Consider the following 15,273-nt stretch of genomic DNA (forward strand, 5'->3'; position numbering starts at 1 on the left):
CAGCAGTTTTCGCTGTTATGTGGGACATCTTGATCCCCCTAAATCCCCCTTAAAAAGGGGGACTTTCCTATTCCCCCCTTTTTAAGGGGGGCAAGGGGGGATCTTTTCCTACTGTCCACCGATACAGCGCAAAGCGCTGTAATGGAACGATTAGCGACAGATGAAGAAAATCAAGAGTCTTTAGCTCAATGGTTAGAGAAAAATTCCATATCTACAGTATTATAGACTCTGTATGGGTAAGCTAGTCTGGACAAGATTATGGGTTATCGGATGGATCGCCATTTATTCAGAATCATAAAAATCATCTAAAATAAATTGAATTTGATCCACTGCAATGTCTTGTTGTTCTGACTTGCTATAGATCGTTAACAATAAAATACTCCTTTCTGACTCCAGCAAATAGATAATGCGATATCCAGCGCTTTTGCCTTTTTGAATATCGCTATTTTTCACCCTCACCTTGTAAACATAAAGATTAGAGCCAAAACCCACGATGCGATCGCCTAATATAACCTTTTCCTCAAGTTGGGCAATAATCGGCTCAACATCCTGCCTAATCCTTCGATATTTTTTGGATAGCCGATAGATTTTTTTCTCAAATTCATCAGTGAATTTAACGGAAATAGGTAAATCATTAGTCATCAATTCTCTCCCACAGTTCAGAAATGGGTCTAGTTTTCCCTTCTTTGGCTTCTTGTAAGGCCCGTCTCAAACTCGCTTGAATTTCTTCGACTGGAGTATCATCCGGATCGACTTCTTCATCATCAGATACCAGCAGAATAACTTTCACTCGACTGTCCGATCGAATTTCTAAAGGTTGATCTAATAACAGTTGACCGTTTTGATCGACTTTTGCCATCATTTCAAACGCTTGCATTGTTTTACCTCAACGGTTTTTTTGGGTCGTGTAGTTACTAGGACATATCTACAGTATTATAGACTCTGTATGGGTAAGCTAGTCTGGAAAGGATTATGGGTTATCGGATGGATCGCCTCGCATATGCACAAACCTATGGGCCCACAGTAGGCGATCGCCTGCGCTTGGCGGATACAGAATTAATTATCGAAGTCGAACAGGATTACACTACTTACGGCGATGAGGTAAAATTTGGCGGTGGTAAAGTGATCCGGGACGGTATGGGTCAATCTCCCATTACCAATGCCGATGGCGCGGTGGATATGGTGATCACCAATGCCCTGATTTTAGATTGGTGGGGCATTGTTAAGGCGGATATTGGTATCAAAGACGGCAAGATATACAAAATTGGTAAAGCCGGAAATCCCTACATTCAAGACAAGGTGGACATCATTATCGGCCCCGGTACGGAAGCTGTAGCGGGAGAAGGGATGATTCTCACGGCTGGAGGCATTGATTCCCACATTCATTTTATCTGTCCTCAGCAGATTGAAACGGCGATCGCCTCCGGCATTACCACTATGCTCGGCGGCGGAACCGGCCCCGCAACCGGAACCAACGCCACCACCTGCACCCCCGGCCCCTGGAATATGTACCGCATGTTGCAAGCGGCCGAAGCCTTCCCCATGAATTTGGGCTTTCTGGGTAAAGGCAATAGTTCGCAACCCGAAGCACTGCGAGAACAGGTGCTTGCCGGAGCCATGGGTTTAAAGCTCCATGAAGATTGGGGTACTACCCCCGCAACCATTGATACCTGCTTATCTGTAGCCGATGAATATGATGTGCAAGTCGCCATTCATACCGACACATTGAATGAAGCCGGATTCGTAGAAACCACCATCGAAGCGTTTAAAAATCGCGCCATCCATACCTATCACACGGAAGGCGCGGGGGGAGGCCATGCACCCGATATCATCAAAGTTTGCTCTCTAGCCAATGTTCTCCCCTCCTCCACCAACCCCACCCGACCCTATACCCTGAATACCCTCGAAGAGCATCTCGACATGCTCATGGTTTGCCACCATCTTGACCGCTCCATTCCCGAAGATGTGGCCTTTGCCGAGTCCCGTATCCGGCGCGAAACCATCGCCGCCGAGGATATTTTGCACGATCTGGGCGCATTTAGCATGATTGCCTCTGACTCCCAAGCCATGGGCCGAGTCGGCGAGGTAATTATCCGCACCTGGCAAACCGGTCATAAAATGAAAGTACAGCGCGGCCCCTTACCGGAAGATAGCAGCCGCAATGATAATACCCGTGCCAAACGCTACGTTGCCAAATATACTATTAATCCCGCCATTACCCATGGAATTGCTGACCAGGTAGGGTCAGTAGAAGAAGGCAAATTAGCCGATCTCTGTCTGTGGAAACCCGCATTTTTTGGTGTAAAACCGGAACTTGTGATTAAGGGGGGTGCGATCGCCTATGCTCAGATGGGAGACCCTAACGCCAGCATTCCCACCCCCCAACCCGTCCACATGCGTCCCATGTTTGCCAGCTTTGGCTCTGCCCTCTCAGCCACCTCCCTCACCTTCGTCTCGAAAGCAGCCTTAGAGCGAGATATTGCCAGCCAACTCGGTCTACAAAAACCCACCATAGCGGTAGCCAACACCCGGCAACTAACCAAGGGGGATCTCAAGCTCAATGATGCTCTCCCCCACATTGAAGTTGACCCCCAAACCTACGAAGTCCGTGCAGACGGAGAATTACTCACCTGCGAACCCGCCACCGTTTTACCCATGGCTCAACGGTATTTTCTGTTTTAACCTAGATAGGACTGACTCATTCACTCGATCTATAGTTTAAAGGGATAGAAGGGAGGATAGAAGAATGTCTTTACAGGATTTATTACAAGAAAAACGGGAACAAATTCTAGAAATTGCTGCCAAGCATGGCGCGTTTAATGTGCGCGTATTTGGCTCAGTAGCACGAGGAGAGGAGACAGAGGAGAGTGATATTGATTTCTTAATTGATTATGACTCAACCAGGACTACAGCTTGGTTTCCAGGAGGATTGTTGATGGATTTACAGGATTTGTTAGGGCGGCGGGTTGACGTGCTTACTGAAGATGGCATTAGTGCTTTGATTAAGGATCGCATTTTGGCAGAGGCACAACCTTTATGAGTGGTGATAGGGATTTAATTTATTTGACTCATATTATGGAATGTATCGAGGCAATCCAGACATACACGACTCAAGGACAGAAGGATTTTTTGAGTAATGCTTTGGTGCAAGATGCGGTATTGCGTCGGTTACAGATTATGGCAGAATCTACGCAGAGGCTTTCTGATGAGTTAAAAGCTCAAGCACCTAATGTGGATTGGCGGGCTTTGGCTGGTTTTAGGAATGTTTTAGTACATGATTATTTGGGTGGGATTAATTTACAACGAGTTTGGGATGCTGTTGAAAATAATTTGCCTGCTTTAAAGGGACAAGTGGAACGGATATTAAAAGATTTTGAAGAAGAAAATTGACTGAGGAGGCGATTTTGCTATGAGAAGCGATTTGGAACGTTTGAAAGACATACAGGAAGGCATCGCTAAAATTGAAAAGTACACAGTACGAGGTCAATCGGTATTTTTTGAGGATGAACTGGTACAAACTTGGGTATTATTTCATCTACAAACAATCGGTGAGGCGGCGAGTGCTATATCTGATAACCTAAAAAATAGATTTCCTGAAGTCCCTTGGCAGGATATTATTGATTTCGGGAATTTGGTCGTCTATGAATATTTCCGAGTGAATTTTAGAGTGGTTTGGCAGATTGTGGAGAACAATTTGCCGTCTTTGAAGGTACAGATTGAATCAATACTTGCAACCTATTAATTGATTTGATTTAATTGAATTTCCCCTTACCCACCCTACAATTAGCTAACCAGAGCCATTATGAAACGTAAGTATCACCCCCTATTCCCTAACTCAAAGCGGCGATCGCCCCTAATCCTCATTAGCCTGATTTTCCTCTGGTCGGTAACATTAGGATGGGGATTATCGACCCTTAATCAAGCCGCCTTTTCCCTCTCTTCAGTGAAATCAGTCGATCCCGTCCCCGAAGAGCATCAACTCGGAGCAGAACTCTACCGAGAAAACTGTGGCAGTTGTCACCTCGCCCTTCCTCCTGCCGTCATGCCTACGGAGACTTGGCGACAACTCATTCAAGATAAAGAACATTATGGCGTAGTTATTAAACCCTTACTCGACCCCAGTCGGTTATTGGTTTGGAATTATATTCAAGTCTTTTCCCGTCCCTTAATCAAGGATGAAACAACCCCCTATCGACTGCGGAATTCTCGTTATTTTAAGGCGCTTCATCCCCAAGTTGAGTTTAAGGAACGCATTCAGCTCAATCAATGTGTTTCTTGCCATCCCAGCGCTCAAGAGTTTAAGTTTCGAGACTTAACCCCCGAATACAACGATTGAAAAGTTACAGCTCTTTACGCGGTAATGGGTAATGAGTAACAATTAAAGCTATTCTCTATCTCCTGTTTTGTCTGCCCTCCATCAACAGTGTTATAGTGTTCTCAATCGTGGCTAACTTGTTTTCTAAAGATTGGGTGTTTGAAATTAGTGAAATTACTATTGTCTAAGTGGCGTAAAATTTCCAACAACATCCCTTTGCAAGCTATTCTGATTGTTCCTTTTGTGCTGCAACTCTTGGGTACAGTCGGTTTAGTCGGCTATTTGTCCTATCAGAGCGGTAAAAAAAGCGTTGATGATGTGGCAAAACACTTTATAGAGGAAAGAGCGGCTAGGGTCAAACTTTACTTGATTAGTGAATTCTCCAATCTCCTACAAATTAACCAGATTAGTATCCAGGCAGTGGAGCAAGGGCAACTGAATCTGAATGACCCGGAGGACATAGATCGCCATCTGTTGGGACAACTCAAGCTCTTTAAGTCGGCAACCAGCGTGATGTTAGCGTTGCCAGACGGACAATTTCGGGCGATGCACCATAGTTCCGTTCAACTGGGGCGGATTGAACAGGCTTACGTTCTGGCTGGACGGGATGAAATCAACGTTAATTTTATCGATGAGAATGGAGAATTAGAAGAGCATCTTCAAGTCATTTCTCCTTTTGTTGTCAAGGAGCGACCTTGGTACAAGGCAGTAGAGCGCGATCGCGCCCCCGGTTGGTCAGAACCCTATCAAATTGGCAACAGTATCCTATTAGCCATTAATGCTTATGCTCCGTTCTATGACGAAAATCAACAACTCCAGGGCATCTTTGCCATCAACTTGGACTTAAATCGTATCCAAAGGTTTCTCCAATCCCTCACCCTCTGTGAAGGCTGTCGAGTTGTGATTCTTGACCGCCAAGGACAAATGGTGGCCAGCTCTACGGACGATCCGCCCTTCACCTTTGAGCAGAACGCCAAAGGAGGGGCGATTCGAGGAAGTTTTGAACAGATTGCTCCCAGTGCCAGTCAAGATCCCATTGTGGCTGCCACAGGACGTTACTTAGAAGAGCAACAACCCAACATCGAAGCCCACGCTCCTCTGTATTCTCCATTGGCGATCCAAACACCTGGGGGCAACTGGAAAGACTATAGTTTATATGTTGAAAAACTCATGGTCTCCGAGCAAGATATCCAAATTCAAGGAAACCCTTCTCTTTCAGCCCTGCCAGAGGGTTGGAAATTGGCGATCCTAGTTCCCCAATCGGAGTTTATGGGCCAGATTCAAGCTAATGTGCGACGCACCGTTGCCCTTTGTGGTCTCACGTTAATCACTTCAATACTTGCTGGAGGTCTGATCGCTCAATGGATTTCCCAACCCCTAGTCTGCTTAAAGAACAGTGCCCAGGCGATCGCTTCTGGAGATCTCGATACTCCGGTAACCATCAGTGGTCTGGGTGTCGTTCATGACCTCAGTCGTGCCTTTAGCCAGATGCAGGAACAACTGCAAACTTCCTTCCAAACCATTGCCGAGAAAGAACATGAACTGGCGATTATTATTGAGTGTTTGCCCCTAGGGGTAATGGTATTTGATCCCCAAGGAAAACTGATATTAGTCAATTCCAAAGCGCAAGAAGTCTTGAGAGGGTACACTCCCGATAGTACCCTAGAGCAAATCGGCGAAGTCTACCAAGTGTATCAAGCGGGAACCTCCACCCTCTATCCTTCAGAGCAACTGCCTCTCATACGCGCTCTTCAGGGAGAAAATGTCTATGCCAATGACCTGGAAATTGAGGTTGACGGAATGCGTATCCCCATAGAAGTGTACGCCACTCCCCTCCGCAACCTAGAGGGAGAGGTCACTTATGCCCTTAATGTGTTTCAAGATATCAGCGATCGCAAACAAGCCGAAGCTCTCCTCAAAAACTACAACCAAACCCTAGAACAACAAGTCATTGAACGCACCCAAGAACTCCATCAAACCAATGCCGAACTGGAAATAGCCAAAGAAGCCGCAGAAAACGCCAATCATGCTAAAAGCGAATTCATCGCCAATATGAGCCATGAACTGCGGACTCCCCTGAATTCTATTCTCGGTTATCCCACCCTACTACAACAGAGTCCCAATCTCTCTGATGACGACCGCCACCATCTACATTTAATTCAAACCAGTGGAACCTATTTACTCAGTTTAATTAATCAAATTCTCGATTTCTCTAAAATTGAAGCCGGTCTTCTAAACCTTAATATTACTTTGGTCAATTTATCTAACCTCGTTGAAGATCTGAAGAATTTATTTCACTTAAAAGCGGCAGCCAAAGGGCTAGATTTAAGGATAGACTTAGCCCCTGATGTCCCTAGATGGATTGAAACCGATGAGGTAAAACTCAAACAAATTTTAGTTAATTTACTCAATAATGCCCTCAAATTTACGACCGTGGGGCGAGTGAGTTTAGAGATTACCAAGATCTCCAAACCGACAATTCAATTTACCATAACCGATACTGGAGTAGGCATAAAACCAGAGGAATTGCAGCATCTATTTCAACCTTTTTCACAAACTGAAAGTGGTCGCCAGAGTCAAGAAGGAACCGGTTTAGGGTTAGCCATCAGTCAAAAATTTGTCCAGATGCTTGGTTCTACCTTAAGGGTAAAAAGTGAACTCGATAAAGGTACTGAGTTTCAGTTTGAGCTAGATATTGAGGAAACCATAGAGGATCAAACTTCTATTTCCCCATCATCCCCACAAGCAATCCAGTTAGCTCCAGATCAAAACCCTTACCGGATTTTAGTTGCTGACGATCATGAAACCAACCGACTTTTACTGATTTCTGTGCTAAAAAAGTGGGGCTTTGAAGTCCAAGAAGCACAGGATGGAGCAGAAGCGATCGCCATCTGGGAAAGTTGGCAACCCCATCTCATCTTTATGGATATTCGGATGCCGAATATGACAGGGGAAGAAGCGACTCGCGAGATTAAAAGCAGGGCAAAAAATAAGTCACCGATTATTATTGCCGTTACTGCTAGTGCTTTTTATCATCAGAGAGATTCGCTCATAGCATCCGGTTGTGATGAGGTCATTTCTAAGCCTTTCCTTCCCTTGGAAATTAGCCAATGTTTAGAACATTATCTTCAGGTTGAATTTATCTATCATGGTACTGAAGAAAGTCCATTATTAATCCCTGAACCTTTAACCGATCAAGACCTAGAAAATCTCTCATTAACTTGGCTGATTGAGTTTGAACAGATTGTGATTATGGGAATGCAGGACGAGATGTATAAAGCCCTGGCCCAATTAGGTTCTGAACAGGGGAAAATTACCCAATATTTGAAATATTTTGTGGATAATTTTGAGTTTCAAGAGTTGCTCGATTGGATCGATCTCCACAAATCAAAGCAGTTACAGCGCAAAGCGCGGTAATGAGCTACAGGCAAAAGATCCCCCTAAATCCCCCTTAAAAAGGGGGACTTTTACTGCCCCCCCTTTTTTAAGGGGGGTTGGGGGGATCGAGATGTACCGCATAGCAGCGAAAATTGCTGTAAGTCTCTAAATTCTCCCAGTGTAATTGAAGAAGATATCGACTTGGGGCTGTTCTGAATGACCATAACTGGCTACAGCAACGGATTCTAAGGGGTCAAGGAGGGGTTTTCCTGCCAATTCTACCAGCCTTAAAAGGGGAATTTGACGTTCAAGGGGTTTTTGAGCCGATCGCCAGTTCAGGAAGAAATAGCCATAGTTGGCTTCTGGTAAAGAGGCGATCGCCTCTTGAAACAGAGCATCGGTTGCTAGGGAAGCTCCACTTGTTTTGGCTTTCAGCACCCGATCCATGGCAGCAATGGATGAGGTAATGATCTCATACTGGTTGAGGGTGGTATGTACCCCTTGCACTTTGGCGGTTAATAAGCGACTTTTCGCGGTTTCTGTTGCACCTACTATCGGATCGGCGATCAGTTTTGTCCAAGCAACTAGGGTTTGATCCTCTAATTGAAAGGAGCCAATGCTCAAGCCTTGCTCATTAGCCATTTGATCTAAACGCTCGACTAAACTCTCTCCGGTTTTTTCGCTAATGATAATCCAATCTAAATCTCCCTCGACTTCATCAGGTAAGAAGGCGATCGCATATTCTCCTTCAATAGCATCCAGAATATCGGCTTGCACATCCAATTGCCATTGTTTTCCCCAGTCGAGCAAGGGTTGGCGAATAATCTCGGAAATCTGCCCATAACCGGCGGTTTCTGTTTGTAGCTGTTGCCAAAACTGGCGCAAGTTTACCCCATCAATAGCTAAATAACTACTCGGAGGCAGATAGGCTAAAAGAGAAGATGGGTTTAAGGGCGCTTCCCCAGTTTCCAGCCCGGTTGGATCGGTGGCTAACCAATGGGTTTGGGCTAAAATGCCTTGGGGCTGCAACTGCACATTCATTCCCAAGGCTTGATAAACGGGATGATCGACTGCCATACCCAACCGTTGACTGAACTTGGGCAGATTGATCCAGGCGATCGCCGTCCCTCGGTTGCTATTCTCTTTTTGTAACTGCTGATACTCTGGGGTTGCACCTAAACTCAGATCCGCCACTTGCACATTATTAATCGCTTCCCGTAAAACTTTCGGATGATTAGCAAGGAGGACAAACCGCGACCCCACCACGGTTGTAGAAATCCCCTCTCCTTCCCGGTTATAAATTAACTGTGTGCCCTTATAGGGTTCAAACACCAAATCTTGGCCGGCGATCGCCTCCCGTTGCCAATACACTTCTAGCAACTCCTGGGAGAGTTGGGCATTTTTCGTCGGTAGCACCACCAAATAACCCGGTTGCTGACCATTATCCCCCTGACGATCCACATCCGTACTCGTCATCGCCCAAATGCCGCCCCCATCGAGCCAGGGTTGAATATCCTGCTGATACTCTAAACCCGTATTATCCAGGAGGGTATGTTGTAGCAGTTCCCCCCCTCGATCGAATCCTTTAATCTCCGATAATACCCGCTCCGGTTTCTCCGATAGAGAGACCACCACTGGCGCTTGTTTAGAAACAAACCGAGCCGCAGATAAGGCTTCCACGGCTGGCGAATCTGCCGAAAAAGGCGATCGGCTACATCCGCTTAACCCCAGTAGCAATCCACAGGTTAGCAGCACAGAGAGTTTAAAGATTCTTGTACCCCATTGGGCGATCGGGGCTAGATTCATGATTCCCTCACCATTACCATCGGTTGAGACGAGAATCCATAATACTATACTTTCGGCCCCCACTCTCAGGCTCGCTAGTCTTGGCGATTGCTTTCTGGAGGTCGCAATGACAACTGATGCGCCAGAGCCAACTGATAATACTTCTGAGCATGTTTAACCAAATCCTCCGCTTGCTCTGGGGAAACCTCCCGCAATTTCTTCGCTGGCATTCCCACCACCAAAGAAAACGGAGGCACATCCTTAGTCACCACCGCTCCTGCTCCCACAATACACCCTTCACCGACTACTACCCCATCCAAAACGATCGCCCCAATCCCAATTAACGCACCGCGCCCAATCTTCGCGCTATGAATCACCGCTCGATGACCCACCGTCACATAATCCTCTAGAATCGTCAGTTGACCGGGATCGCCATGCAAAATCGCCCCATCCTGGATATTGGTATAAGCTCCAATCTTGATGCGCTCCACATCTGCTCGCACCACTGCCCCATACCAAACACTAGAGCCTGAACCCAAGGTAATATCCCCCACCAGGGTAGCATTAGGGGCAATAAATGCCGCCGAGGATGTATCTGGGGGTTGCAAGTAGGCAGGAAATGTCGCATCTGAGGAATTCATAGGAGTTTGAGCCAAGAAGAAGCCAGCAAAGTTCTCCTGGTTATAATACAATCACAAAGTGCGATTTGTTCTGGCGAAAAACGCTTCATGATTAACCCCGTGTTTCAATATCCCGTTTTCGGGCCAGAGATACAGTGTCCTCACTGTCGTCAAACGATTCCAGCATTGACGTTGACGGATACCTATCTTTGTCCTCGTCATGGCGCGTTTGAGTCCGATCCGAAAACGAAAGAGTTAGTTCATATTCAGTCTGGCCGTCATTGGCGACTCTGGAAAGACCAATGGTATCGACAACATACCCATCCGGATGGGATTCGCTTTGAGATTCATGAAGCTTTAGACCGGCTTTATACCCAAGGATATCGAGCTACGAAGATTATTATTGCTCGTCGCTATCAGGAGTTAATTCATGCTTATCTAGAGCGTAATTCAGCTTGGCGCAGTGGTGAGGATGCTGAAACCCCGAAATTATATGGGTTACCTGTCGAATTCAGTCCCGATACCTCGGAGGAAAGCTGCTGGGAGGTGATTAATTTTGATTTGGAGAAGGAACCGGGCGCACCTGTGCGTTATCCCTATTTCCGTTTGTTTGAGTAAGTTAGATTCCTATGCATCATGTTTCGATTCGTACAGCGAATATCCATCAGGCGATCGCCTTTTATCAGATTCTTGGCTTTGAAGTCACGGAGCGCTTTACCACCGGGATGACCTTAGCTTGTTGGCTGGAAGGGTTAGGAGGACGGATTGAATTGATCCAAATTCCGGAACCCCGTCCGGCGGCGGATGCCTTTGGAGATGAGCATTACACGGGGTATTATCATTTATCCTTTGATTTAACGGATTCCGTCTCAGATTTACCAAGCTGGTTACAGGATTTGCAGCAAAATGTGGCCGCTTGTCCGAGTCTGCCTCCTCTAAAGGTGTTGTTAGAGCCGATGCAACAAAGGATTGGCGATCGCGTTTATGAGGTAGCCTTTATTGCGGATATGGATGGTTTACCCCTAGAATTTTTGCGTCGGTATTAATGAATGGGAATATCGGCCTCAACCTGACAGCCTTTCCCGGACTGACTCTTGATCTCAAAGCGGCCGGCGATCGCCTGAATCCGGTCTTGCATTCCTTGCAACCCAAACCCGGTAGAATTGAGATCTCGCTCAAATCCCCGGCCATTATCCTGCAAACGCAAACACACCATTCCACTCACTTCCATCACATATACCTTTACTCGCGTTGCCTGACTATGACGGGCGACATTGGTTAGGGCTTCCTGTACCACCCGATACAATGCCGTCGAAAATTTCTTAGATAAAGCTGACTTGAGCTTAATTTTTGACTCTATGCGAATTCCGGTGGTTTGCTTCACCTCTTGTAACAGCTCCTGTAAAGCGGCTTCCAATGTTTTCCCCTTCAAAGGATCGGCTCGCAGAGCAGAAACGGAATGGCGCACATCTTTCAGGGCTTCTTTCCCCAACCGTTGGGCCTCCTGCACATATCCCTGAGCCTTGGGCGGATCTTGGGCTAAAAATACGGCTGCATTTTCTAACTGAATACTCTGAGCCGTTAGATAATGACCCACAGAATCATGAATTTCACGGGCAATGCGATTTCTTTCTTGCAATGCCGCTTGATTTTCGACTAAGAGGGCATACTGGCGCAGTTGCCGATGGGCAATTTTTAAATCTTGCCGACTTTGTTTTTCATTGAGGAGTGCCCCGATCAATAACAGCATAAAGACTAAAACCAAGGCAAATAATAGGGCTGAGTTCACGGTTAAATGGAGAATAAATCCTTGCCACTGAGGAGACAAAAACTCGATCAGATCCGATGGTTCATGAACCTGATGAGACATACGAGACAAGTAGTACCAAAACCCTGTGCCTTTGAGAATGGTTCCCGCCAACATCCCTAAAAAAGAAACATAAGCCACGAGCGCTACAATCGCCCGTCCATGCCAAGGAAATAGTAAACACCCTCGAACCACCACTACTAACAACAGAGCTGAGAAAAAATTGGCTCCCCGTCCCCCAAAAAGAACGGCTAACCCACTCAAGCCAAAGCCTAAAGCGGTATACAAGACTTTATAAATTAAGGGATCATGGACTTGGGGTAAACGTAAACCCATTAACCCCAAACTGGTAATACTCGCCAGAATTCCGGGAATAAATCCGATGTGATTGACTACATGAGTGGGAGGGAGTCGAGGACGAGGAGGAGGTATAGACATTCCTAAACCATAGGGAGGGGTAGCAGGAAAGACATGGGGAGGGGGAGCAAAGGTAGCTAATACGGCAATGCCCAGTAAAATCCATTCTAAGTACAGTAAAAGATAAAATGGATGATTAACATAAGATTTCCATCCTAAAAAACGTCCCATGGCTTCCCCCGATGCTCTGTGAACCTCTTTATGATCTTAAGCGAACTGTTTCACAAAACCGAGGATCTAAGGTCTGCACTTATGTGAAATCTTTATAGTTCTATAGAACTAACTGAGATTGGTTCTAGGGAGCGGGTGAATTTAGGTGATTTGATCCAAGTCGATCGGCGATCACAATTTCTAGGATTGACTTATCCCATATCGGTTTGCATGATGCGGAGGATTCGATCGTGACCACCAGTTTACCCGTACCTCAGTCTTCTCCACAAATCCAGGCGGTTCAATATGTCTGGAACTTACCTTCTAGAGTCATGGGTGCAGTCATCGGCGCTAGTTTACTCAGTTTAAGTGCGATCGCCGGATCGGTCTATCTGCGCTACGGCAATTCTAACTTAACTCAGATTCCCCTCAAAACTCAAACCGTTACAGGCTCTAACCGGGTTGGCGAAAATATTAGTTTTTATCCAGCTCAAGATTCCCTCTATCATATCCAATTTGAAATCAGCCACAAAGGAAAATCTATCCCCATTCAGTTACAAAATATTGATATAAAATTAATGATTCCCCAAATCCCGGATATCATTCGCGGTAACCCGGAATTAACCCAATGGTTTCTCACTGAGAGGGAATTCAATCAGCAACAGGTGATTTTTCCCGCCGGTTCCCCAGAAATTAATATCCCCCATAGATTCATGGGTTATCGTTCTGAAGATATCTCCATCGCTCTAACCAATAGCGCTTTAGGTGCAGGGTTTTGGGAATTAGCCATTTTTGCCCAAACCCCAGACGGAGAACAACAAATTTATCAAGGCTCTTTTAACTTTCCAAAAGGAGCCTACAGTCGCTTAATCAGTCAACTCAATGATATTTCCTATTGGCATTATGCACCCTCCCTAGAAAATTGGCCAGGATTTGAGTTTTATCGGGGAATGCCCTTTAATCTAGAAGCCCTCAGAACCGTTAAACGTCAGTATCTGATTCATACCCAAGATCGGATCTCAACAACCGATTATCCTCAGATTGCCCAATTACAAAGTGCCAGCGCTAAAACTATTGAGTCTCCTTTAGCCGATGAAGAATTATTAGAATTAGAATTAATTTTCAAGAGTGAATCTGGGAAAATTCGGAAATTAATCGTCAGTGGACTCGATTGGCATAATATTCCCCAACTTTCCATCGATGATTACGATCGAGGACTCTATATCCCCCTTGGGTTTGCCCCCCCATTTAAGCAAAATTATGAACAGTTGAAACAAAATCCACCCCAAAAGAGTCCTCTATTCAGCGTCATGCTGGATGGCTACAATTTAGTCATGAATTACCGCCAGGATATTGGTATTAACGGTTTCGCAATTCATCGAGATCTCCAAAATCCCCATAAATTACATTTTTATTTGATGTCTGATGAGCAGACAACTTGGGTAAGTCACTCGGTTTTGGATTTAACCCAATGGGTTTTAATCGAGCATCCAGAACCGGAAGCCATGAGCGCAGTGAAAACCTTTGCACCTCTCCCATTTATGGCTCTCTCTAAATTGAATTTAAATCAAAAAGTGTATACTCAACTGGATCAAGCTTGGCAAACCAATCCCCCATTTAATCAACAGCTAACTTATCGCGTTTTTGTTAATTCTGAAGGGGTGATTTCTGGCTATAGTCCTGGCTCTCCAGAAGCTGAAAATTGGGTCAATGTTACCCCATTATCAGATCTCGATTCGGTTTCTGATGCTAAAGAGCAAGGCTTGGATTCTTTTCGAGTTGTTTTTACGCCTAGAGGAGGAATAGAGGTCAGTCCTTGGTGGGGATGGAATGAGTAATACAGCAGTTTTCGCGCTTTATGTGAGACATCTTGATCCCCCTTTCATGTCCGCTTGCGGAAAATCCCCCTTAAAAAGGGGGACTTTCCTATTCCCCCCTCTTTTTAAGGGGGGCAAGGGGGGATCTTTTCCTACTGTCCACCGATACAGCGCTTTGCGCTGTATCAAATCTATTTACAGCACTTTACGTGGTAATCAGGTATAGCCCACAAGATCCCCCTAAATCCCCCTTAAAAAGGGGGACTTTTACTGCCCCCCTTAAAAAGCAGGGTTGGGGGGATCGAAATGTACCGCACATCAGCGAAAACTGCTGTATCAGCTATTGAAGGTAAAGTTTGGTGAGAATTAACCCACTTTTACTTTGACCACTTTGTGTTGTTCTTCTTCGACTTTGGGTAAGGTCAAGTGCAAAATTCCATCCTTATATTCTGCTTCGACATGGTTATTTTGAATGCGGTTGGGTAAGGGGATGATTCTTTGAAATTGACCATAGCGAAATTCAGAACGAGTTACTCCTTTTTCTTCGGTTTTGGTTTCGCTGCGCCGTTCGCCGGAGATGGAAATGGATTCAGCCGTTACTTGAATGTCGAGATCTTCCGGTTTCATGCCTGGCACTTCTAGTTTAATTTCAAAGGCTTCAGGGGTTTCATGCAGTTCAGCCGCCGGTAAGAAAGCGCCTTGATTATAGAGGGCTTCTTTGGGGACTAAATCATCAAATAAGCGATTCATTTGCCGTTGTAGGGTATCGATTTCCCGGAAAGGTTCCCAACGAACTAAAGGCATAAGATTAACCTCCTAAAAGACTTATATTGGTTGGATGAATTCAATCTAACAAACTTTTTCTAAATGTCAGGTTCGGTTTTTCTCCCTGGGTTTAGAGAAGTGTCCGAACTTGTGAATGAAGGACAAGAAAAAACCGATTCCTAAGTTTAGGAATCGGCTGAAACATCAAGAGAATTCTAG

At 45.5% G+C, this 15,273-nt stretch carries 15 protein-coding genes; 9 read left to right on the forward strand and 6 right to left on the reverse strand.

Going from position 1 to position 15,273, the window contains the following annotated elements; genetic code table 11:
• Nucleotides 1-282 precede the first annotated feature (282 nt).
• Entirely contained in the window at nucleotides 283-642 is a 360-nt protein-coding gene (locus PMG71_RS12010) for a type II toxin-antitoxin system RelE/ParE family toxin (RefSeq protein WP_283753928.1), read from the reverse strand.
• Nucleotides 635-877, reverse strand: coding sequence for a type II toxin-antitoxin system RelN family antitoxin (locus PMG71_RS12015; RefSeq protein ID WP_283753929.1), 243 nt, complete (start codon nucleotides 875-877; stop codon nucleotides 635-637). The genes PMG71_RS12010 and PMG71_RS12015 overlap by 8 nt, the downstream gene beginning before the upstream one ends.
• Before the next feature lie 95 nt (nucleotides 878-972).
• On the opposite strand from PMG71_RS12015, the gene ureC reads away from it, so the two are divergent.
• The 6 genes from ureC (at nucleotide 973) to PMG71_RS12045 (ending at nucleotide 7,732) form a co-directional block, all read left to right on the forward strand.
• Entirely contained in the window at nucleotides 973-2,682 is a 1,710-nt protein-coding gene (ureC, locus tag PMG71_RS12020; RefSeq protein ID WP_347179264.1) for an urease subunit alpha, read from the forward strand.
• 64 nt (nucleotides 2,683-2,746) lie between these two features.
• Nucleotides 2,747-3,040 (forward strand): nucleotidyltransferase family protein, encoded by a 294-nt coding sequence (locus tag PMG71_RS12025; protein WP_283753931.1) that lies wholly within the window; start codon nucleotides 2,747-2,749, stop codon nucleotides 3,038-3,040.
• On the forward strand, nucleotides 3,037-3,390 hold the full coding sequence (locus PMG71_RS12030; protein ID WP_283753932.1) for a HepT-like ribonuclease domain-containing protein: 354 nt from the start codon (nucleotides 3,037-3,039) through the stop codon (nucleotides 3,388-3,390). Before PMG71_RS12025 ends, PMG71_RS12030 begins: the two co-directional genes overlap by 4 nt.
• Nucleotides 3,391-3,409: 19 nt before the next feature.
• Nucleotides 3,410-3,742, forward strand: a complete 333-nt coding sequence (locus tag PMG71_RS12035; protein ID WP_347179265.1) for a HepT-like ribonuclease domain-containing protein — start codon at nucleotides 3,410-3,412, stop codon at nucleotides 3,740-3,742.
• A gap of 60 nt (nucleotides 3,743-3,802) precedes the next feature.
• Nucleotides 3,803-4,336: a hypothetical protein gene (locus PMG71_RS12040; protein WP_283753934.1), complete on the forward strand. Its 534-nt coding sequence runs from the start codon at nucleotides 3,803-3,805 to the stop codon at nucleotides 4,334-4,336.
• A gap of 147 nt (nucleotides 4,337-4,483) precedes the next feature.
• A complete protein-coding gene (locus PMG71_RS12045) occupies nucleotides 4,484-7,732 on the forward strand; it encodes an ATP-binding protein (RefSeq protein ID WP_283753935.1) in 3,249 nt (1,082 codons plus the stop codon).
• A 126-nt stretch (nucleotides 7,733-7,858) separates the two neighbouring features.
• On the opposite strand, the gene PMG71_RS12050 is transcribed toward PMG71_RS12045, so the two are convergent.
• Both PMG71_RS12050 and PMG71_RS12055 read right to left on the reverse strand, forming a co-directional pair.
• The gene (locus PMG71_RS12050; protein WP_283753936.1) at nucleotides 7,859-9,499 is read right to left on the reverse strand and encodes a DUF3352 domain-containing protein; all 1,641 of its coding nucleotides are present in this window, start codon (nucleotides 9,497-9,499) and stop codon (nucleotides 7,859-7,861) included.
• Nucleotides 9,500-9,573: 74 nt separating this feature from the next.
• On the reverse strand, nucleotides 9,574-10,119 hold the full coding sequence (locus PMG71_RS12055; protein WP_283753937.1) for a gamma carbonic anhydrase family protein: 546 nt from the start codon (nucleotides 10,117-10,119) through the stop codon (nucleotides 9,574-9,576).
• Nucleotides 10,120-10,206: 87 nt separating this feature from the next.
• Here PMG71_RS12055 and PMG71_RS12060 point away from each other — a divergent pair, with 87 nt between their 5' ends.
• On the forward strand, nucleotides 10,207-10,716 hold the full coding sequence (locus PMG71_RS12060) for a TIGR02652 family protein (RefSeq protein ID WP_347179266.1): 510 nt from the start codon (nucleotides 10,207-10,209) through the stop codon (nucleotides 10,714-10,716).
• A gap of 11 nt (nucleotides 10,717-10,727) precedes the next feature.
• A complete protein-coding gene (locus PMG71_RS12065) occupies nucleotides 10,728-11,144 on the forward strand; it encodes a VOC family protein (protein WP_283753939.1) in 417 nt (138 codons plus the stop codon).
• On the opposite strand, the gene PMG71_RS12070 is transcribed toward PMG71_RS12065, so the two are convergent.
• The gene (locus PMG71_RS12070) at nucleotides 11,141-12,493 is read right to left on the reverse strand and encodes a sensor histidine kinase (RefSeq protein WP_283753940.1); all 1,353 of its coding nucleotides are present in this window, start codon (nucleotides 12,491-12,493) and stop codon (nucleotides 11,141-11,143) included. The genes PMG71_RS12065 and PMG71_RS12070 overlap by 4 nt on opposite strands.
• Nucleotides 12,494-12,723: 230 nt before the next feature.
• Between PMG71_RS12070 and PMG71_RS12075 the strand changes: the two genes are divergently transcribed.
• Entirely contained in the window at nucleotides 12,724-14,310 is a 1,587-nt protein-coding gene (locus PMG71_RS12075) for a hypothetical protein (RefSeq protein WP_283753941.1), read from the forward strand.
• Between the two features lie 345 nt (nucleotides 14,311-14,655).
• Here PMG71_RS12075 and PMG71_RS12080 read toward each other — a convergent pair whose 3' ends face one another.
• Entirely contained in the window at nucleotides 14,656-15,093 is a 438-nt protein-coding gene (locus PMG71_RS12080; protein ID WP_283753942.1) for an Hsp20/alpha crystallin family protein, read from the reverse strand.
• Nucleotides 15,094-15,273: the final 180 nt, after the last annotated feature.

The organism is Roseofilum acuticapitatum BLCC-M154 (assembly GCF_030068475.1).
GTDB classification, from domain to species: domain Bacteria; phylum Cyanobacteriota; class Cyanobacteriia; order Cyanobacteriales; family Desertifilaceae; genus Roseofilum; species Roseofilum acuticapitatum.